This window comes from Petrocella sp., assembly GCF_059865615.1.
On the sequence record NZ_JCBCDA010000111.1, the window covers coordinates 1 to 21,233 of the forward strand.

Genomic DNA, 21,233 nt, shown 5'->3' on the forward strand with positions numbered 1-21,233 from the left:
TATCATAACATATTTAATAAAGGTTAAGGTGTCAAAACTATATAGTTGAACTTTTGCATACAATATATAGTTATGAATGCATCAACGTAATCTATATATTGTATGTAAATTTAGTGAAACTTAGTTTTGACCCTTTAACCAATAAAGAAGATATAAAGCAAGTGAAATGGCAATAGATGCTCGGAAGAAAAGGGGTCATCTGATTGTCATTTCCTTGCATTCATAATTTTATTAGAGGTATAACCTGAATAAGACAGGAGGTTTTGCGTTTTGGATAATCATAATTCTACTACAATAGAGAGTGAAGTAAAACAAAGAATCAGACCCTTAGTTTTTCTGCCGGCATTTATATTACTTTTACTTACAATCATATTGAATTTTACCAATTATGAAGCTTTTTTAGCCATAACAGAAAAAGCCAAAAACTTCATGGTAATCGACATGGGATGGCTGTTTAGTATATCTGGCGTTTTATGTGTAATCATCATCGTTTTTGTCTATTTTTCCCCATTAGGTGAGGTAAGACTGGGAGGACCGGACGCCACACCATTACTAAAAAAATCATCTTGGTTTGCTGTAACCTTATGCACCACCATAGCAGCAGGTATCTTGTTTTGGGGTACAGCCGAGCCCATATGGCATTTGGCCTATCCGCCGGAATCCTTAGGTATAGAACCTATGTCTGCAGAAGCGGCCATTTTTGCAATGGAAACCATGTACCTACACTGGACTTTTATTCCATATGCTATATACGCGGTACCAACCATCGTTTTTGCCTTTGCCTATTATAATATGAAGCGTTCCTTCAGTGTAGGTTCTCAGATTAGTCCCCTTGTAACAGTAGGTGTACAGAAGAAGTTCAATGGTGTCATTGATGCAATCGTATTATTTACAGTCGCTACAGGTATATCCGCTTCATTTGGTACAGCCGTCATGAATATGGGGGGTGGCGTCAACGCACTTTTTGGAATGAACAATGATAAGTATCTATGGATTATCATTACGATTATTGGTACCATAGCTTTTATTATTTCCTCAGGAACAGGATTAATGAAAGGTATTAGGATTTTATCAGATGTGAATGTTTATTTGTATTACATCATCATTGCAGCACTATTAATTTTGGGTCCGACAGTGTATTTTTTTAGCATCGGTACAGAAGCATTTGGTGGATTTTTGGATAATATTTTCAGCAAAGCATTATTCACAGGGACCGCTGCAGGAGATACATGGGCTTCAGGATGGACCATGTTCTATTGGTCTAACTGGATGGCATGGGCGCCAGTTTCCGCTGTATTTCTAGCCAGAATTGCCTATGGTTACAAAATCAAAGAAGTCGTGATGATGAACTTCGTGATACCAAGCATATTTAGTGTTATTTGGATGACCATACTCTCAGGTACAACCTTGAATTTTCAGATGACAGGTCGAGTAGATGTCCTAGCTATTATGAACGAGCAGGGATCGGCTGCGGCCGCCTATGCGGTTCTGGGAGAACTACCCTTATCGGGCATCATTATCGCTATTTATCTCGTCGCCGTCTTTATATCCTTCATAACAGCCACAGACTCAACAACCAATGCCATGGCCAGTATATGTACAACAGGCATACGTGAGGGTAGTCAAGAAGCCCCTCTACTCATAAAAGTCGCTTGGGGTATAATCGTTGGAGCAGTTTCATTGGTATTTATTGCCACACTTGGAATAGACGGCATTAAGATGATGTCCTATCTAGGTGGTTTTCCCGCTTTGTTTTTAGGTCTCTTTAGCCTAGTCGCCTTACTTAGAATCATGAGTAAGCCTGAGAAATTCGATACATATGCGAAGGAATAAATGAGGAATATATATGGAGAAAGCGGCATGGCTCGCCGGACTACTGCATGTACAAGCCATAGCTTTTTCAAAATCCATACCGCAACAATATCAAAAATCAGGTAAATCCTTAATTTTAGGATTTGACCTGATTTTTTTGTAAAAACGATTAATCATACAATGCTACAATGCAAGGTAGGATTTCGTCGTTGTTTGAAGGGATTATATGATATAATGTATTTTAAAAATAATAGGGTTACGGGGATGGGCATATTATGAGATGTTTAAGAATTATATCAAGTTTATTGTTGTTGATTATTTTGGTAGGATGTAGCCGTTTTGATCCGGACTATATAAGGGTTGAAAACAGTAAGAAAAAAGTGGAAGTAGAATTTTGGTACGGTTTGACGGGATATTCAAGTGAATTGATGAAAAGCTATATAGATACATTCAATAATAGTCAGGAACTATATACTGTAGTAGGTGTGGAACAATCCAGTAATGAAGAAACTTTTAAAGCTTTAAAATCAGCTATAGCAAGGAAAAAAGTACCTTCGGTTGTTTTATTAGAAAATCAACATTTGTATTATCTGGCTTCAAAAGGCGTTATGGATAAAGTGAACGATTTTAATCCGGATGGTAAGATGGATGATTTTATCGAATCTTATATAGAACAAAATAAAATCAAGGATAATCTAATGGGAATTCCAATGTATGGGAAAACGACGGTTTTGTATTATAGACGCGATTTTTTTGAAGAACACCATATCAAACCGGTTGATTTACTAACATGGGAAGCGGTGTCCTCCGTTGCGGGTAAACTAACACAAAAAGATGAAGATGAAATCTTGGTCTATGGTTGCGAAATAATGAATGGTGCCAAAAACTTGATTGATGGTGCTATTAGTAATGGCGGGAATTTTCTCAGTGAAGATGGCAGAGAAATAGTGATTGATACAAAAGAGTGGATTGAAGCTTGGGAATTTTTTAGAGAGCATATCCATGATAAAAACCTTATTAAAGTGCACTATGGCGGAGACATTACAGGTAATAGATTTGCCAATATTGATGATATTATGCAGGGAAGAACTGCTATGTATATTGGATCATGTGGTGATCGAGGAGAATTAGATTCTAGTGTTATAGGGACATACTTGCTTCCCTCTTGGGAGAATAAGTTGGATAATCCAAGGGCTGTTGTAGACCTATATTCCTTAAGTATACCCATTTATGTGGATGCAAGAGAAAGAGAAGGGGCAATAGTGTGGATAAATTTTTTAACCAGTGAAGAAAAAAGTTTAGACTGGTTAACCAATACCGGATTCTTACCGGTAAGAAAATCATCTATGGATGAAGATGCTTTTTACAGTCATATACTTGAAAATCCAGACTACTTTATCCCTATAAGTCAAGTGAAGTTTGGTACAAAAATATTCATCGACCCTACAGATGGGAAAATATATGATGCTTTAAATAATGCTGCTTACAAAGTTCTGGTAGAAAATGTTTCGGCTAAAGAAGCATTAGAAATAGCAAAAACAGAAACACAACCTATTCTTGATGAAATAAGAAATCAAGGGAGGTAAGCATGAGATTTAAGATGAAGCATATTAGAAACAGAATTACCATTAGCGTCTCAGTTGTAGTAGTCTGTGTCATATTAGTGATAACTATGATTATTAGCTACATCTATTCTAATGAGTTGATGAGAAGAATGGCCATCATAACAGATCAAAAAATGGATATTATTGTTAAAAATCTTGAAGAGGAACTTGGAAAAGTCATTGAACTGCAGAATTCAATTCAGGATGATGAGTCACTTCAAAGACTCATCATTGAAGTCAGTAATAGTAGTAGTAGTAGTGATCAATATTTAGAAAGAGAGATTTCAGAAGTATTAAGGCAATATGCCTATGAAAATATTAATGTAAATTCAATTTTCGCCTTTGATATGAATCTGGATATTCTGGATCCTCTTTATAAAATAGAACCATATAAAGAGATTGTTGAAGAATTTTCTTGGTTTTATGAACTGGTACAATCGAACAGGCTTAGTGGATTTTCTGAGCCAACAAGTTTTCCGAATAGACAGTACCATAATACTTCTGAAACAAAAGCGACAATAACCTACTTCTCAACATATATTAATACAAATAATTTTGTACAGATAGGTTACTTGTTACTTAACATAAAAAAAGACAATATTTTCAGGAAGTTTACCCAAGCTTGTCAAGAGGAATTTGATTTTGTGATTCTAGTAGATGAAAAGGCAAATATCATACATAGTGTTGGTAATAGTCATTTAAACAATCAAGAAGTAAAGGCGTTTATGACAAAAAGGAATGAAGGCATCCATGATATCACAGTTGAAAATCTAAATACATACATCATAACGAGGCCGGTGGAGAACTATAAGGATTGGGTTGTTATAGGGGGTATCTCCTATGGAACAATGAATAGAGAAAGTGAAATGATCAGCAAAATTGTATTTCTCTTAACAGGATTCAGTCTTTTACTTGTTATTTTGATATCTTTTATTATATCAAGAAAAATTACTGAACCCATTATTGAGGTGACGCATGCAATGGAAGTACTGGAAAAAGGACGATGGCCAAAGCCACTTCATGCCAAAAGTGAAGATGAGTTAAAAACGTTGGTTGAAGGTTTTAACAAAATGATTGTAGATGTGCAGGTTTTGTTTTTGCAGGTTAAACAAGAACAAAACGAAAAACATGAATATGAAATGAACAATCTTAAACTAAGGTTGGATATATTGCAATCTCAGATTAACCCGCATTTTATTCATAATACCTTAAACGGCCTAAAATATCTTGCGGTTGAGGAAAAAGCTTATCGACTTGTGGATTTGATTGAATCTTTTAACCTGTTGTTACGGTCTAGTATGTCTATTAACAGGGATTTTATTAGTATTACTGAGGAACTCGAATGTGTTAGAAGTTTTCTCAATATATTTGAGATTCGTTATGATTACTCAATAAAGATAAAACTAAGCGTTGAAGCAGGTGTTGAGGCGGTCAAGATTCCAAAATTGATACTGCAACCCATTGTTGAGAATTCAGTCTATCATGGCATTATGAATAAGGACGAAGAAGGATTTATTGAGATTAGGATTAGCAAAACAGATCATGATAGTATTTTGATTGAGGTTGAAGACAATGGTATAGGAATGTCTAAAGATAAAATATTTGAGTTACTGAATCAAAAAGAAAAAGAAAACAAACAAGTAGCATTCTCAGGCAAGAAAGGTTTTAACAATATTGGTCTTAAGAATATTAAGGACCGTTTGAACCTTTACTATGATAAAGCAAGTCGTTTAAAGATACATAGTCAAGAAGGAATTGGTACGGTTGTATCTTTTGAAATACCATTAATTGGCATAGGAGATGATACGTATGGAGATGTATAAAGTACTTATAGTGGATGATGAAAAACCAGCAAGAGAGTTAATTAAGCATATTATTGATTGGGATGGACTGGGTTTTGAGATTTGTGGGGAAGCAAAAAACGGTCGAGAAGCATTAGAGGCATATCATATGTTTGAACCTGATATTATTATCACAGACATACAAATGCCAATCATGAATGGCTTAGATTTGATTAAGGAAATTAGAAGCTTCGATAAAGAACAAAAATTCATTGTCCTAAGTTGCCATGAAGATTTCTCATTTGCCAGGGAAGCTTTTTTGTTAAATGTTGAAGATTATTTGATCAAAGACTTACTTAAGAAAGATGAACTAAACCATTTGCTACTTAACATCGCGGAGAATAGAGACAAAAAAAGGAAGAAGAATTTATTAGACAAACAACAGCGTATTGTGGTGCATAATAAAGGGCTGATTGAATACATAGCAAGGCAAGGAAGTAAAGAAGTACGTAACTTTATAGACATAGATAAAGGCTGCATGTATCGAATTGTTATAATAGGATTTGATGATTATTACAAAAGCAATTTATCTGGCAACGAATATGATCGAGAAGAAATGAAAAATAGTTTAGTTTATGCTCTAGAATCATTTAATCAAAAAGAAAATCAGGACCTAATACATGATTTTGCGTATATGGGAAGTGGTAAAGCCATCGTAATCATACGAATTGCAAATAGTATAAATGAAAATATTAAGTTACAAAGTACGATTAATATTTTAAGCAGATTTAGAACATTCTTTTCAAAAACAGATCAAACCCATACTATGACCATGGCTGTCAGCAGAGATTTTAATGATTTGGACGGATTTATGGAAAGATACAATGAAGCTTATCAGGCTCTAAAATATAGGCTTTTTTTGGGTAAAGGTAAAAATATTTTTCATAATACATCGATTCCGAGGCTAACACAAATGTCAGAACAAGCATTAGAATCAAAAATTGATAAAATAAAAGTTGCGCTAGAAGATTGCGATATAGGTAGGATGAAAGATCATATAAATGCTTTGTACAGAGAAAATCTTAAGGGATTTATGCAATATAATTTTCTGAAAGAAGTTAATGGTCAGATGTGTTATTTACTATCGGATATTTGTTATAGAAACAATATTACTTATAAGGAGCTATTAGGATATAGTTATATACCGGCCAATATGTTGGATGAGGTAGATACTGTAGATGAAATCATCCGTTGGTTTCATGACTGTTTTGAAAGATTGATACAGATAAAGAAAGAGAACAACAAATACAGTAGACACATTCAGGATGCGATGAGATACGTGATTGACAACTATGACCAACCCATTTCATTGAATGAGATCTCAGAAGCTTTAAATATACATAAGGTATACTTATCACGTATCTTTAAAGAAGAGACAGGTATCACAATATCATCCTATATTTTAAATCATAAGGTTATGCAGGCTAAAAGACTCATTGAATCAACAAATATGAAGATATATGAAATTGCTGAATCAACAGGTTTTAGGAATTCACAGCATTTTGTTGTTGCATTCAAAAAAAATACAGGCATAACGCCCAAAGAATATAGAAATAAGAGAAGAAAATAGTTAATAATCAATAATAAATATTAATCTTAGTAAATCATTTCAGAAAAAATATTGATATAATCTATTTATGGTTAAAGGGTCAAAACTAAGTTTCACTAAATTCACATACAATATATAGATTACGTTGATGCATTCATAACTATATATTGTATGCAAAAGTTCAACTATATAGTTTTGACACCTTAACCATTTATAAAATAACAGGGAGGAATAAAAATGAAGCAAATAATGAAGAAAATGGCAACGCTATTGATGATTTCAGCTATTCTGGCTATCGCTTTTAGTGGTTGCACAAAAGCAGTAACAACACCAGTTGCAGAAGTAGACCCTGCAAGTGTCACAGAGTCAGAATCAAACACGGTAGCAGATGATTACAAATTGGTATTAAGATTAAGTCATGTTTTCGATCCCGATGAGCAATTAACCAAATCCATGGATATTATTGCAGAGAATATTCTTGAGAGAACAAATGGGGCTATCGAAATACAAACGTTTCCATCCGGACAAATTGCCACATATAAAGATGGCGTGGAGCAAGTCGTAAGAGGTGCAAACTTTATCTCAGTTGAGGACCCATCCTACATCGGTGATTACGTTCCTGAATTTACGGCTTTAGTTGGACCAATGTTATTTCATAATTATGATGAGTACGTTGAACTTGTTAGAACGGATATGGTCGAAGGCTGGAAAATGAAAGCAGAAGAAAAAGGCATAAAAATCCTAGCACTAGACTTTATCTTTGGTTTTAGAAGTGTCATCACGGATAAAACAATTACAAAACCGGAAGATCTAAGAGGCATGAAAATTAGAACACCCGGTAGCCAATTGTTTATAGAAACACTAAATGCAATGGGAGCAACAGCTGTACCGCTACCATGGGGTGAAACTTTTAGTGCATTGGAACAAGGCGTTGTAGATGGTCTTGAAGGATCGGAATTTACAAATGCACAAACCAAAGTATATGAAACAGGCAAAAAAAATGTTGCATTGACCAATCACTTTTTGGGAACCTGTGGTTTCTATATTTCTGTAGATGTATGGAATAACATACCGGAAGAATATAGAATGATTATCGAGGAAGAAGTAGAGCGAGAAGCCGAGCGAAGTATTGCATTGCTAAAAGCTGAATATGCAGAAACCGTCAAAGAATTAGAAGCAAACGGCGTTGTTTTTAACGAAGTTGATGTTGAAGCGTTTACCGAAGCGACAAAAGGATTATTTGAAACATTACCGGGAGTAAACATTGATATGTATAATCAAATTCAAGATGAGCTTAAAAAAATAAGAAATTAAGTAGAAATCATGAAAACTCTCTTGTTGTAAGGTATTAGAATGCAAGGGAGTTTTTTATGACCAAAATTGACAGGAGGATGGGTCATAAAGTGAAGACGTTTAAACATATTTATAGCAATATTGAAGAAATAATCAGTGGATTTTGTATTTGTTTAACCGTTACCATTGTTATTGCAAATGTGGTTCTTAGATATTTTTTTAATACAAGCCTGTACTGGGCAGAAGAAGTTGCCACAATAAGTTTTGTGTGGAGTGTTTTTGTCGGTGCCAGTGCAACTTACAAACATAGAATGAATATTGGTATTGATTTTTTGATAAAAAAAGGCAATAGAAAATTCAGAGAGCTTGTCAAGCTACTGGTGAACATCATGTTATTGGTGATTACCTCCTACATTTTTTACTTAAGTGTAATTTTCACTAGATTATCCGCCATTAAACCAACGGCTGTCTTAGGCATATCTTCGATGTATGTTAATTCTGCATTAGCCGTGGGCTTTGGCCTGATGACAATCCATTCTATAAGATTTTTGTATCAGGACATAAGAGAAGTAATGATGACAAGGGAGGGTGTATAGATGGCTTATTTACCAATTGTTCTAGTCTTGGTTCTGTATTTTTCAAGTATTCCAATAGCCTTTGCTTTATTGGCTGCAGCACTTTTGTATTTTGGGTTCATTAATGTGGGTATGCCGACAGATCTGATTCTTCAAAAATTCGTATCAGGTACCGGCTCATTTCCATTATTAGCTATTCCCTTCTTTATAATGGCAGGTTCTATCATGAATTACTCCGGTATCAGCAATAAACTTATGAGCTTTGCAGAAGTTTTAACCGGGCATATGACAGGCGGTTTGGCTCAAGTCAATGTTGTTCTCAGTACACTAATGGGTGGGATATCAGGTTCAGCCAATGCGGATGCGGCTATGCAGTCAAAAATGCTGGTTCCTGAGATGGAGAAAAGAGGTTATAGTCGGGCATTTTCAGCAGCGATTACAGCATCCTCCTCAGCCATATCTCCAGTTATCCCACCGGGTATAGACTTGATTATATATGCACTCATAGCAAATGTCTCAGTAGCGAAAATGTTTGCGGCAGGTTACATGCCCGGCTTAATCATGTGTAGTTGTCTTATGATAACGGTTGGCATTATATCTAAGAAAAGAAAATACTTACCTACTAGAGAAAAAAGAGCCACAATTATTGAAATATTAAAGCAACTTAAGGAATCCATCTGGTCACTCTTACTACCATTTGGTGTTATTCTGGGATTGAGATTTGGTATGTTTACACCAACAGAAGCTGGAGCCATAGCAGTCCTTATAACGATTTTAATAGGATTTTTTGTGTATAAGGAACTAAAAATTTCTCACTTTAAGGCCATTATCAAAGATACTATTTATGGCTCGGGTACAGTCGTTTTAATCATTGTTTCTGCTTCAGTCTTTGGTTATTATATGAGTTGGGAAAGGATTCCACAGGCCATTTCAAACGGTTTAATGGGACTTACAACCGATAAATGGGTTATGTTACTCATCATTAATCTTTTGCTTTTAGTCATGGGTATGTTTCTGGAAGGTGGCGCAGCACTCATTATAATTGCACCATTGGTTGTGCCGGTTATCGTAGGACTCGGTGTTGATCCTGTTCATTTTGGTACAATAGCCATTGTTAATATAATGATTGGAGGCGTTACACCACCTTTTGGTTCAATGATGTTTACAACATGCTCGATAACAAAGACACCGGTGAATGAGTTTGTGAAGGAAAGTCTACCTTTGATTGGAGCCTTAATTGTTGCTTTGATGATTGTCACATTCTTCCCTGCATTAATTTTATTCCTACCAAATCTTATGTAAACCTAGGAGGTTAATATGGAGATTATTGCACATAGAGGGGCTTCGGGTTATGCTCCTGAAAATACATTAGCGTCTTTTATTAAAGCGGTCGAAATGGGAGCAAAAGCCATAGAGTTTGACGTACAAATGACAAAAGACGAAGAAATCGTAGTCATTCATGACTACAAATTGAACAGAACAACAGATGCCAAGGGTTATATAATGAACAAAACTCTTGAAGAAATCAAAAGATGTGATGCAGGAAGTTGGTTCTCTGAAGCATTCATGGGAGAAGCCATTCCTTTGTTAACAGAAGTGTTAGAGATGATACCAAAAGACATTACCCTTCATGTTGAAATAAAGAAGGCAGTGTTTGAAAAAAGAGCAGTGGAGGAAAAAATAGTAGAGATTCTTAAGTCTTCAAACAGATTGAGTCAAACAGTAATTTCTTCATTTGATCATTATTGCATTGAAAAAGTTCACCGAAAAGCGCAGGTAAAGACAGGTGCTCTTATTGAAGCCAAGATTATAAAGCCGGTTGATTATTTAATGTCTCGAGGCATTAATAGTTATAGCCTTAATCTAGGGTTTGAATTTATTGATGCAGCGTTAATTGAAGAAGCCCACAAAAATGGCTTGAAAATTCTATCATACACCGTCAATGAATCTAGTATTGCAAAAATGTTTAAGGAAATGGGCGTAGATGGCATATTCACAAATTATCCGGATATTATGTCTTGGGACTAATCTTAATCCTAATCCTAATCCTAATAAAAAGGAGAAAGCTAAATGAAAGATATTTTTCTTGATAGAAATAAAGAGCTCGAAAATGAAATAGAAGAATATTTATGTTGCCTGCACAAGGGTGCAATGATTTTCTATGAAGGTATGAAGGACTATATACACAAAAATGACAAACGATTCAAGGAAAGAGTCAGAGCTGTCATAGAACACGAGAAAGAAGCAGATGGACACCTAAAGAATCTTAAATTCACCTTATATCGTTATAATCTCATTCCGGATTTGAGTGCAGATATTCTTGAGTTGATGGATGCAATGGATGACATTAGCGATGTATCAAAGCAAGTATTACTGGATTTAGATATAGAAAGACCTTATATGGAAGAAGATTATTCAGAAGATTTCATTGAGATTGCAAAAATATCATTAAAAGCGGTTGAAGCACTAATGGGTGGTGTAAGATTATTCTTCACCCATGTAAAAACCATAGATGATTATATAAGCAAGGTATATTTTTATGAATCAGAAGTGGATAAGCTTGAAGAAGTCCTTAAAAGCAAAATATTTCAGAATAATGAAAAATTAGATCTCAGTCAAAAGATGCATCTAAGCTATTTTGTGGAAAAAACAGCGGCTTTATCAGATATTGCCGAACAAATGGCAATAAAGCTTTCGGTCTTCAAATTCAAGAGAGGTATCTAGATACGTATAAAACATAATTAAGAGGTGAGATTTACATGCAAGGCTCTGTAATATCAATTATTTTTTTATCAGCAGGCGTTTTTATGGGTTGGTCCTTAGGGGGAAATGATGCCGCAAATATATTTGGAACAGCTGTAGGAACAAGGATGGTTAAGTTTAGGACAGCTGCAATAATATGTAGTGTCTTTGTAACCATCGGTGCAGTCGTAAGTGGAGCTGGTGCATCACAAACTCTAGGCTCACTCGGTGCTATTAATGCCATTGGAGGCGCATTTGCCGTCTCTGCTTCAGCCGCAGCAACAGTCATGTTCATGACAAGTAAGGGGTTACCGGTGTCAACTTCTCAAGCAATTGTAGGCGCCATCATAGGATGGAACTTTTTTGCAGGCATAAAAACGGATTTCTCTGTATTGCAAAAAATAGCAGCCACATGGGTTTTTACGCCCATACTTGCAGCCATGTTTGGTATGATGTTTTATTGGATTGTAAAAAAAGGACTAGACAATACAAAAACACATATTGTAAAGCTATATAAATACACCAGAATCGCCCTAATAGTATCAGGCGCCTTTGGCGCCTACAGCTTAGGTGCGAACAATATTGCAAATGTAATGGGTGTTTTTATGAATGTATCCCCTTTTGAAACCATACATTTAGGATTAGCTTTTAGCTTGTCCGGTACGCAACAATTATTTTTACTTGGAGGTATCGCCATATCAATCGGTGTATTTACATACTCAAAAAAGGTTATGATGACCGTTGGAGCAAGCATATTTAAGCTATCTCCAATAAGTGCTTGTATTGTGGTTCTTGCAACCTCAACGGTCTTATTCTTATTTTCATCAGAAAGTTTATATATTTGGCTAACTTCTAGGGGATTACCGGCTTTTCCACTGGTACCCGTTTCGCAATCACAAGCTGTCGTAGGTGCGATTATTGGAATAGGGATTTCCAAAGGAGGGAAAAATATAAATTTAAAGCAACTTGGTAGGATTGGTATAGGATGGGTACTTACCCCATTATTTTCAATGGTCATCTCTTTTCTGACCCTAGCTTTTATGCAAAATGTTTTCCAGCAAACAGTGGTTCTTTAATAATACTCCCAAATAAATTATAAAAGCATCGAGCCCTTAGTCAAACTAGTAAAGGGTTCGATGCTTTTTATAGTCATAAAACTATGGTTATATAGAACTTCTTGTAAGTAAAAAAATCAAAAAATCTTAAGCCCATCCTCAAAACCAAACACATTATAAGGCACTTCGTAGTAGTCAGAGTAATAGTTATTGTTCTTAGAATTATGGGCTTGAATGGTAATCTGTAGATATGTTTCGCTGATACCAAACGCCAAGGTTGGGTCGTCATAATTTAGTTCTTTACCGATGTGTTTATTGATGACGGATTTGTAGTCATAGCCGTCATCAAACATATCAGACAGCGTCATAATTTGACCGGATGCATTTAGAACATCATAGAAAGATAGAGAACCATCAATTCCCGGACCGTAAAAATAAACATAATAGTTAACATTGGTATAAGGACCGACCTTAAGCAGGTAAGAATATAAGTTAGCCTGTTCTAAGGGTTGGTCCTTGTGGTGATTTAGAACCATAGCCTTGTGTTCATCAAAAGCAGCATCCATAACGGACTTCACTTCATCGGTTGCACCTGTAGGATAAGTATATTCAATATAGAATTGTATGCCGTCCTCTATATAATTTTTTGTTTGGTAGTCGGCTTGATTGTCATCATAACTGGTTATAAATCGCTTGACCCCATCATCTTCGACAAAAAGATCCTCATCATGATAGAACCTTTTGTTGATGGCAATGTTACCAAGACTACTGCCTAGAGGAATTGAAAAGGTATGAGGGTTGAAACCGATATTAAAGGCCGGTGTCTCATGATCTAGAATAAGGTTAAGGCTATCATAAGCCAAATAGAACTTTTGTGTCGGTAAAAAACCTTTGAAGGGTGCGATCAATTGTAAACCAGATCCGTAGAAATCTTCAGCATCAGCCAGCAGTTGTTGCCTCCTAACTTCATTGAGTGCAGCGTCGTTTAGGATTGCAAGACCATCTGTATCATTGGTAAAAACATCCATTAAAAGGAGTTCTTCTCCGGTATTCAAATCAAAATTCAAAGTGTCATATAGACTATAATAAGCTGGATCCGTACCAAGTTCTCCCTTGTACTCAGCGGAAAGTCTAAGAAGAACAGAAAGTACATGGTTGCTGTTATATTGATGCAATACCTCCAGATAATAAGACTGAAGTTCTCCTTGAGCACTGGGATTGGTAGCATAACCTCTAAAAGGCGGCAATAAACCTTCTTCAATATAGGGTAAATAAGAATGATACAAGTCATAGATGGCTGTATTAATCTTATCTTCAACAATTTGATCCTTAAGTCCCAAGATCTGAAAATAACTTTTGTAGAATCGATCAAATGTTTTTTCTTCAATATAATTGAACTCAAGTGGATTATCGGTAACAAAATAAACATCACAAGGAGTGTTTATAATCGGACCCAAAGGTGATCGTAGCGTTTCTACAGCTGCTTCTTCTTGGTCAACAATTGGCTTTATTTCATTTGGTTCCACGATTACATCACTACTGGGCTCTGTATCTTGCGTGCAACCGCTTATGATGAAGGTGAGTAATAGTAGGAGGCCAAGTATTAGATATTTAACAGGAAAGTTATTGCAAGGGAACATAGCCAGTCTCCTTTGCCAGAAGTTGGCCTTCATCACTTAGAAGCCACTCTATAACTTGTCTTGCAGGACTATCTTCAGCTTCATCAGAACGAATGACAGCATAGTAGGCAGTCCCAACGGGGTATTCTTTGGAAGCGATGGTCTCAGGGCTAGGATAAACACCATCCACTTTAAGCAAACGGACATCATCATTCCCCCACATATCCACGACAAAGTAAAAGTAAGAATAGCCGAGGGCATCTGGTGCACTTTCATAAGCAGCGACAGCATCAATAAGGCCACTCATACCTGCAATGATCTGTTCAGAAGGCGGTTCCATTGGTAATTTATCCTTCATAACCAATTCAAGAAAACCGGTCTGACTACCTGAGTTGAGGGGACGTTGGTAAGCTACTATTGGTAGATTAGCACCACCTACCTGAGACCAGTTTGTAATTTCGCCGGCGTAGATGGAACGAATTTCCTCGTATGTTAGGGAATCAACAGGGTTGTCCACATGAGCCAGAAAAACAAAAGCTTCGCTTACAATAGGAATAACTTCTAAGGTCACATCCATTGAAGCAGCCAAATCAAGCGCCTCTTTAGAAGGGCTTGTTACAAAAATCAAATCGGTTTTCTGATCAATAAGATTCACATAAGCCTGATGGGTTTTATTATGTAGAATATAGGGTCGAACTTCGTCAAGGGTCATACCCATAAGTCTTCCGGCTAGAGCCTCGGACAAAGGTATGGTAACAGTGGAACCATCTACACGAGGGTAGGTTTCCGGATCAAAAGAGGGTGCTTGGCTATCCTTGGAGTTTGAAGCGGTGCAAGCAGATAGGAAACCCAAAGACAATGTTAATAATATAACAAAAACAACGTGACCAAAATACCGTTTACAACTGTACATAATTTAATCTCTCCCTTATTATCTGTGTAGTAGAAAAATGATATCGTTCTATACTTTACTCAACTTAACTAAGTAAATTAGATATTAATGTTTCCTTTTAAGCTTACTAAAGTGAAGATAGCTTGTAAAGTTAAATAAGTGTGTCAAAAGTTTTACATGAGGTGAATCACCTAGACAAGCAAAGTTTCAAATTGTATAATGAAGGTCAATTTAGTAAAAGTTAGTTTTGACCCATTCACCATAATAAAAATACTTTATCAAGACCTATAGAGGAGAAACTATGAAAAAAGCAATGATGAATAGAAAATCAGAACGATCTTATAATGGCAAACCTTTGTCAGAGGACCATGAAAAGAAATTGATAGCCTACCTAGAAGATGATAAAAATAGAATAGGGATAAATGGCAATGTCATAACCATTCATTACCAGAAAGCAGTTGGGCAAAAGAGTGAAAAGATTGGTAGCTATGGTGTTATAAAAAAAGCGCCGGCATACTTAATTACCGCATGCAAAAACAATGAAAAAGCCATGCTAGACTGTGGCTATGTATTTGAGAAACTTGTGCTCTACCTTGAGTCCATGGGCATAGCGACTTGTTGGCTTGGCGGTACCTTTAACCGTAACAAGATTAACCAAGTTAAGACACTGACACCGGATACGTTCATACCGATTATATCACCTATAGGCTATAGTGCTGGCAAAAAAACATTGACGGACCGTTTTTTTAGAAAAATGGCCCATTCAGACAGTCGAAAAGACTTTGATTCATTATTTTATGATCAAGAAAAGTCGCTTATAGAAGATACCAAACTTAGAAAACAACTAACATATGTCCGCATCGCACCAAGTGCTTCAAACCAGCAACCTTGGCGTATCGTTATAGATTCAGTAAGAAATGCCCATTTTTATCTACATAGGACGCCAAAATATGGTAATCAACTGGGTTATGACATTCAAATGATTGACATGGGCATCGCCTTGTGTCACTACGAACTGGCAACGGGGAAAAAGAACTATTTTGAAAAAACAGAAAAATCAATTATGGAGAAGGAAAATTGGGAGTATGTCATCAGCGTAGGTTCAGGATGCATATCGGAAAAATAAGAAAAAAATTGCAAATCCAAAGAATATATAGTAACATAAAAGACAGCGAAATGTCCTGAATGCAACACAAAATGGGCTAGAATAATAAGGTGGCTATATGGTTAAGAAACTGTCCATACAAAACAAACTCATCCTAAGCATCTTTCTGGGTTGTCTGATACCCTATTTTTTTGGTGGCCTTTATATCAAAAACCAGGCAGAAACATGGCTCTATAATAAAAACATAGAAAGCACCAATACACTACTAGGACAAACAGCAGACTTTGTAGACGAGACCATTTTAATTCAAACAGAGAATCTGGTCTCCATGATGGCAAAAGATGAACGTATCCTTCATGAAGACGGACAACTTAACAGCTATGTGGATTATGAGGCGGAAACATTTAGACGCCGTTTATCCATTGAGGAAAGAGAAGTATTGGCCCTATTTAAAAACATGAAACAATCTCATGATATTTTGGGCTTGATTGCCTTTGGTACAGAGTATGGTGGCTATGTAGAATACCCTGAGTTCAAACCTAATGCACCGTATGATCCCAGACTTAGGCCATGGTATATGAATGCTATAGGAACAGAAGGCGTGATTGTATCCGAGCCCTATCGGACCAGTGTTACGAATGAACTGGTTATTAGTATTGCCCAAAATGTGAAGTTCGGTTATACCGATATAGGTGTTTTAAGCTTGGTCATTCGATTAGATGATTTGGTGACACGAATAAATAACTTAAGCTATGGTGAAACCGGCTATGTTAAGGTCCTAAGTCCCAGTAACAAGTTTATCAATAGCCCCAAACATGAAGAATGGATATTGGCCTCTATTGAAGAACTTGAACTAGATGTTTTTTCTAACATCGATAGGTATGACGGTTATTCTTATGAAGGTCAGATTAATGGAGAAGATAAAGTTTTTAATGTGCATATATCCCCATATAGTGGATGGAAATACATTGCCATAATCGATAGGAAGGAGGTCATTGCCCAATCCAAGGTACTTACAGACGCATTAATTCTAATTTACTTTATCACACTATTGATTATGTTACTATTTGTTTCCCTCATATCCAGCTATATAACAAGACCGATTCTTAAGATTGCAGGAGTCATTAACAAAATGGCAAGCTTTAAGTTTGACGCCTATGAAGAAGATAAGGATCTCATATCGATAAGTCACAAAAAAGATGAGGTGGGCGCAATTACATCTGCCCTTCATGACATGCAAACGAATTTTATTGAACTCTCAAACAACATATATGACATGGATGAAGAGATCAAGAACATAGCCATTGGGGACAAATCCAGATACAGTCTAAGTTTATCTGAGGATAACCCATTCATTGGTATTACAAAATCAATCAATAACTTACTGGACAAGGTCTATAGCTATATCGATCAAATCATGTCATCTCAGTTAGAGATAACCAATAAAAATGAGCTTTTAACGGCCTCGGAAGAGGAATTGACAGCACAAGTTGAGGAGATAGAATCTCAAAAGGCTTACATTCACTTTTTAGCTGATCATGATCCCTTAACAGAATTACCAAACCGTCGTAGCTTCTACAAAAAGTTAAACCAAGTACTAAAAGCCGATGAAAAGGGCGCTGTCATGCTACTTGACCTAGATAATTTTAAAGGCATCAATGATACTCTAGGTCATCTATTTGGAGATCAAGTCTTGATGTTTATATCCAGAGAACTTGAGGCATTGGCAAGTGATCGGGTATTTGTTTCCAGATTCGGTGGAGATGAGTTTTTATTACTATATATGTGGACCAATGGTGAAAACGAACTGTTAGAATTCATTCATCATCTCAACGAATTGTTCAATAGAAAGCTCTATATAGAAAATAATGAAGTGAACATAGAGTTTAGCATGGGTATATCATTATTTCCAAGTGACAGTGATGATATTAATCAGCTTATAATGAACGCAGACCTTGCCTTGTACACCATTAAAAACAGTGGCAAAAATAATTATGCCTTTTTTAGTGTAGAGATGGCAGAGCATCAAATCAACAAATCCAAAACGGAAGCCATTCTAAGAGAAGCTATTGATTCAGATGGTTTTAAGATGGTCTATCAACCTCAAGTGGAGCTTTCCACAGGTAAAGTGGCCGGCTTTGAAGCACTCCTTAGATTGAAAAACAATAAATTGTCACCTGGTGAGTTTATTCCAATAGCCGAAGATAACGGTATGATCATAGCCATAGGACGTATTGTAACAAAGTTGGTTGTAGAACAGATTAGAAGGTGGATGGAAAAGGGGTATGTCATTAAGCCAGTGGCCATTAATTATTCGGTTGTACAGATGTATGATTATGGCTATAAAGCGTATTTGATGAACCTACTTAGGGAGAACGCCGTTAGCCCCAGTTATATAATCATAGAAATCACAGAAAATATTTTCCTTGAAAACAAAGAGTCCACCATAGTTTTTCTAAAAGAGCTTCGGTCTCATGGTATTAAGATTGCCATTGACGATTTTGGAACGGGTTACTCCTCATTAAGTTATCTGACATTTTTACCGATTGATACCATAAAACTTGACCGTTCACTCAGCATGGAGTTTTTAGAGATGGATAACATATCAGTTATGGATAGCCTAATCGCTCTAGCCCATAGTTTAAACCTACTTGTCATTGCAGAAGGCATTGAAGAGCACAAACAGGTTAAGCGACTTAAATATGGCAAATGCGATGCCATCCAAGGTTATTATTTTAGTAAGCCTATGGAAGTAGAAGAGCTAGAGCAGGAGTTTGATAAAAAATACGAAGTATAGAGAGCTAAAATAAGAATGAAAAAACTAAAAAAGACAGGAATAAGCCAAAAAAAGAACCGATTAGAGGGTGCGACAATCATAGATCAGGAAAGGTGTGAGCCTATTATACGATAATAATCCTGTTCTTGTAATCGGACTTTTTGACCAGCTCCAGATAGTGTGTTGGCGAGCTTTGGGACAACTGTCTAAAATCTTTAATCATATGGGATTGGTCATAATAACCGGTATCCCATACTAGGTTTAATAAAGGATCTTGCTTTAAATCTAATGTGGTGGCATTAAGATGGTTTAAAATGTGTTGGAATCGAATGATTTTACAGAATACTTTTGGACTTAAACCAAAGTATTCTATGAACTTCATATGCAGGTATCTTTCGGAGTAATGGACTTCATGGGCCAAATCCATAATTTTAATTTGGCCTCCAGTGCTCATGATTCTGCTGGTTAGATAAGTTTTTAATGGGTTTGGTTCATAGAGGGCATTCGATTTTTGAAGGGTTTTGGTGTAGTGGTCCATAAAAACCTGCACTTGCTGACTAAAATCACGGGTAGAGATGATTTGCTCCATTAGGTCACGGGCATTAATAATATCATTAAGTGGAATTTGGTGGTTCATGATTTCTTTTAAAGCAATATTCTTAAAAGGATAGCCCTGTCCTGGATAGAAACGCACACCAAAATAGGGGGTTTCTTTCTCGACTAAGACTCTATGGGATCGTAAAACGGATCCACAGACATCTGCAGTAGGTCTTTTTTTATTACAATTAAAAAGAATATCGATACAGCCGTCTGGCACAGCGATCATATCACAGGGACTAAACGTATGCTTATTAAAAGTATAAAAATGAGAGATACCCATCTGGCTAATCACAGATTTGTAGTATTTTGTATTAGACATTACAAAATAGGGTTGGATTAAGGAACCTGTCATTATAAACACCTCGCTTTAGTGAAAATAAAAAAGTCCGAGGCCAATTAAGGCATCAGACTTCGTTGTCTACATGGGATTTATTATACACCTTTTATACATAAGTGCAAGTGAACAATTAAACATTTCCGATTTTTACAAGACTTAGATTGCCTTATTGCCTATAATAGTCACTATCAAAGGTGACCCAAACGATAGCAAAGGCGCTACGACGAACAAACGTTGTAGCGCCTTTTTGCGTAGAAACATTTTAACGAAGAAAGGTAGGTATGGTGATGGTGGATACAAAAGTTGATTTTTTGTACTTAAGTGAGCAGGATATGATTGAAGCGGGTGTGACCGATATGCCAGGTTGTGTGGAAGCGATGGAGTCCATGTTTAAGTTGTTAAAAACTGGGGACTATCGCATGGGGGGAGCTAATGGCAATTCTCATGGTGTGATGATGATGTTTCCCGACACATCTGAATTTCCAAATATGCCTGTGAATGGCCCGGATAGAAGGTTTATGGCCATGCCAGCCTATCTAGGCGGTGAGTTTGATATGGTGGGTATGAAATGGTATGGCTCTAACGTGGATAACAAAAAGAAGGGGCTACCACGATCTATTCTGATGTTAACCCTCAATGACAAAGACACGGGGGCACCCTTAGCCCATATGTCAGCTAATGTTTTAAGTGCCTATCGAACCGGTGCTGTACCAGGTGTTGGTGTGAAGTATTTTGCAAAAGAAGATGTGAAAGTGGTAGGGGTTGTGGGTCCTGGGGTTATGAGCAAAACAGCCTTTGCGGCAACTTTAGCCGTTAGAAAAGGTGTTGAAACCGTAAAAATAAATGGCAGAAGTCAAAACTCCTTAGATAACTTCATTAAATTCGTTCAAGAAGAATTTCCAACCATAAAAAATATTGAAATTGTGGACACCATTGAAGCCGCTGTTAGGGATTCAGATGTGGTCATCATTGCAACATCAACACCTACTGGTGATGTGAATCTATACCCATATGTAAAAGAAGAATGGATTCAACCAGGTACGGTCATCTGTTGTCCCGCATCAGCAAGATTTGATGAAGACTTTATGATCCATCGGGCTAGACATGTAGCCGATAACGTTCATTTATATGAAGCATGGGCAGAAGAAATGCCTTATCCTGCTTATGCCATTATCCCCATACCTGCAGTACATTGTATGGATTTAATCACAGAGGGTAAGCTAACAAAAGATCGCGTAGATGATTTAGGCGATGTTTTAATGGGAACCGTCCCTGTACACCGAAAGGAAGACGAAATTGTTATTTTCTCAGTTGGTGGTATGCCCATTGAAGACGTTGCATGGGGCACTATTGTTTATAGAAATGCCATTAAAAAAGGTGTCGGACATAGCATTAATCTATGGGAAACACCCCATCTTGCTTAAAGGAGGTTG

At 36.5% G+C, this 21,233-nt stretch carries 17 protein-coding genes; 14 read left to right on the top strand and 3 right to left on the bottom strand.

Annotated elements, in window-relative coordinates; genetic code table 11:
• Positions 1-270: 270 nt before the first annotated feature.
• The 11 genes from AC6F8J_RS12600 to AC6F8J_RS12650 all read left to right on the top strand — a co-directional run bounded on the left by AC6F8J_RS12600 (position 271) and on the right by AC6F8J_RS12650 (position 12,492).
• Positions 271-1,833 carry a BCCT family transporter gene (locus AC6F8J_RS12600; RefSeq protein WP_500723721.1) on the top strand — a complete coding sequence of 521 codons (1,563 nt, stop codon included), beginning with the start codon at positions 271-273 and terminating at the stop codon, positions 1,831-1,833.
• Between the two features lie 13 nt (positions 1,834-1,846).
• Positions 1,847-1,975, top strand: a complete 129-nt coding sequence (locus AC6F8J_RS12605) for a hypothetical protein (protein ID WP_500723723.1) — start codon at positions 1,847-1,849, stop codon at positions 1,973-1,975.
• 112 nt (positions 1,976-2,087) lie between these two features.
• Positions 2,088-3,398 carry an extracellular solute-binding protein gene (locus AC6F8J_RS12610; protein ID WP_500723725.1) on the top strand — a complete coding sequence of 437 codons (1,311 nt, stop codon included), beginning with the start codon at positions 2,088-2,090 and terminating at the stop codon, positions 3,396-3,398.
• A gap of 2 nt (positions 3,399-3,400) precedes the next feature.
• Positions 3,401-5,239: a histidine kinase gene (locus AC6F8J_RS12615; RefSeq protein WP_500723727.1), complete on the top strand. Its 1,839-nt coding sequence runs from the start codon at positions 3,401-3,403 to the stop codon at positions 5,237-5,239.
• Complete coding sequence (locus AC6F8J_RS12620; RefSeq protein WP_500723729.1) at positions 5,226-6,827, top strand: response regulator; 1,602 nt, start codon at positions 5,226-5,228, stop codon at positions 6,825-6,827. The genes AC6F8J_RS12615 and AC6F8J_RS12620 overlap by 14 nt, the downstream gene beginning before the upstream one ends.
• A gap of 216 nt (positions 6,828-7,043) precedes the next feature.
• Positions 7,044-8,120 (top strand): TRAP transporter substrate-binding protein DctP, encoded by a 1,077-nt coding sequence (locus AC6F8J_RS12625; protein WP_500723731.1) that lies wholly within the window; start codon positions 7,044-7,046, stop codon positions 8,118-8,120.
• 56 nt (positions 8,121-8,176) lie between these two features.
• Positions 8,177-8,695, top strand: a complete 519-nt coding sequence (locus AC6F8J_RS12630; protein ID WP_500723733.1) for a TRAP transporter small permease subunit — start codon at positions 8,177-8,179, stop codon at positions 8,693-8,695.
• Positions 8,696-9,976 (top strand): TRAP transporter large permease subunit, encoded by a 1,281-nt coding sequence (locus tag AC6F8J_RS12635; protein ID WP_500723735.1) that lies wholly within the window; start codon positions 8,696-8,698, stop codon positions 9,974-9,976.
• A 15-nt stretch (positions 9,977-9,991) separates the two neighbouring features.
• Positions 9,992-10,702, top strand: coding sequence for a glycerophosphodiester phosphodiesterase family protein (locus AC6F8J_RS12640; RefSeq protein ID WP_500723737.1), 711 nt, complete (start codon positions 9,992-9,994; stop codon positions 10,700-10,702).
• Between the two features lie 42 nt (positions 10,703-10,744).
• Complete coding sequence (locus AC6F8J_RS12645) at positions 10,745-11,398, top strand: DUF47 family protein (protein ID WP_500723739.1); 654 nt, start codon at positions 10,745-10,747, stop codon at positions 11,396-11,398.
• Positions 11,399-11,433: 35 nt separating this feature from the next.
• A complete protein-coding gene (locus AC6F8J_RS12650) occupies positions 11,434-12,492 on the top strand; it encodes an inorganic phosphate transporter (RefSeq protein ID WP_500723740.1) in 1,059 nt (352 codons plus the stop codon).
• A gap of 116 nt (positions 12,493-12,608) precedes the next feature.
• Here AC6F8J_RS12650 and AC6F8J_RS12655 read toward each other — a convergent pair whose 3' ends face one another.
• Together AC6F8J_RS12655 and AC6F8J_RS12660 are read right to left on the bottom strand one after the other, a co-directional pair.
• The gene (locus tag AC6F8J_RS12655) at positions 12,609-14,111 is read right to left on the bottom strand and encodes a hypothetical protein (protein WP_500723742.1); all 1,503 of its coding nucleotides are present in this window, start codon (positions 14,109-14,111) and stop codon (positions 12,609-12,611) included.
• The gene (locus AC6F8J_RS12660; RefSeq protein WP_500723744.1) at positions 14,095-15,003 is read right to left on the bottom strand and encodes a substrate-binding domain-containing protein; all 909 of its coding nucleotides are present in this window, start codon (positions 15,001-15,003) and stop codon (positions 14,095-14,097) included. The genes AC6F8J_RS12655 and AC6F8J_RS12660 overlap by 17 nt, the downstream gene beginning before the upstream one ends.
• Positions 15,004-15,283: 280 nt before the next feature.
• On the opposite strand from AC6F8J_RS12660, the gene AC6F8J_RS12665 reads away from it, so the two are divergent.
• A complete protein-coding gene (locus AC6F8J_RS12665) occupies positions 15,284-16,108 on the top strand; it encodes a nitroreductase family protein (protein ID WP_500723746.1) in 825 nt (274 codons plus the stop codon).
• Positions 16,109-16,205: 97 nt separating this feature from the next.
• Positions 16,206-18,884, top strand: coding sequence for an EAL domain-containing protein (locus tag AC6F8J_RS12670; protein ID WP_500723748.1), 2,679 nt, complete (start codon positions 16,206-16,208; stop codon positions 18,882-18,884).
• 103 nt (positions 18,885-18,987) lie between these two features.
• Here AC6F8J_RS12670 and AC6F8J_RS12675 read toward each other — a convergent pair whose 3' ends face one another.
• A complete protein-coding gene (locus tag AC6F8J_RS12675) occupies positions 18,988-19,815 on the bottom strand; it encodes a helix-turn-helix domain-containing protein (protein WP_500723750.1) in 828 nt (275 codons plus the stop codon).
• 272 nt (positions 19,816-20,087) lie between these two features.
• Between AC6F8J_RS12675 and AC6F8J_RS12680 the strand changes: the two genes are divergently transcribed.
• On the top strand, positions 20,088-21,224 hold the full coding sequence (locus tag AC6F8J_RS12680) for a tyramine oxidase subunit B (RefSeq protein ID WP_500723752.1): 1,137 nt from the start codon (positions 20,088-20,090) through the stop codon (positions 21,222-21,224).
• Positions 21,225-21,233: the final 9 nt, after the last annotated feature.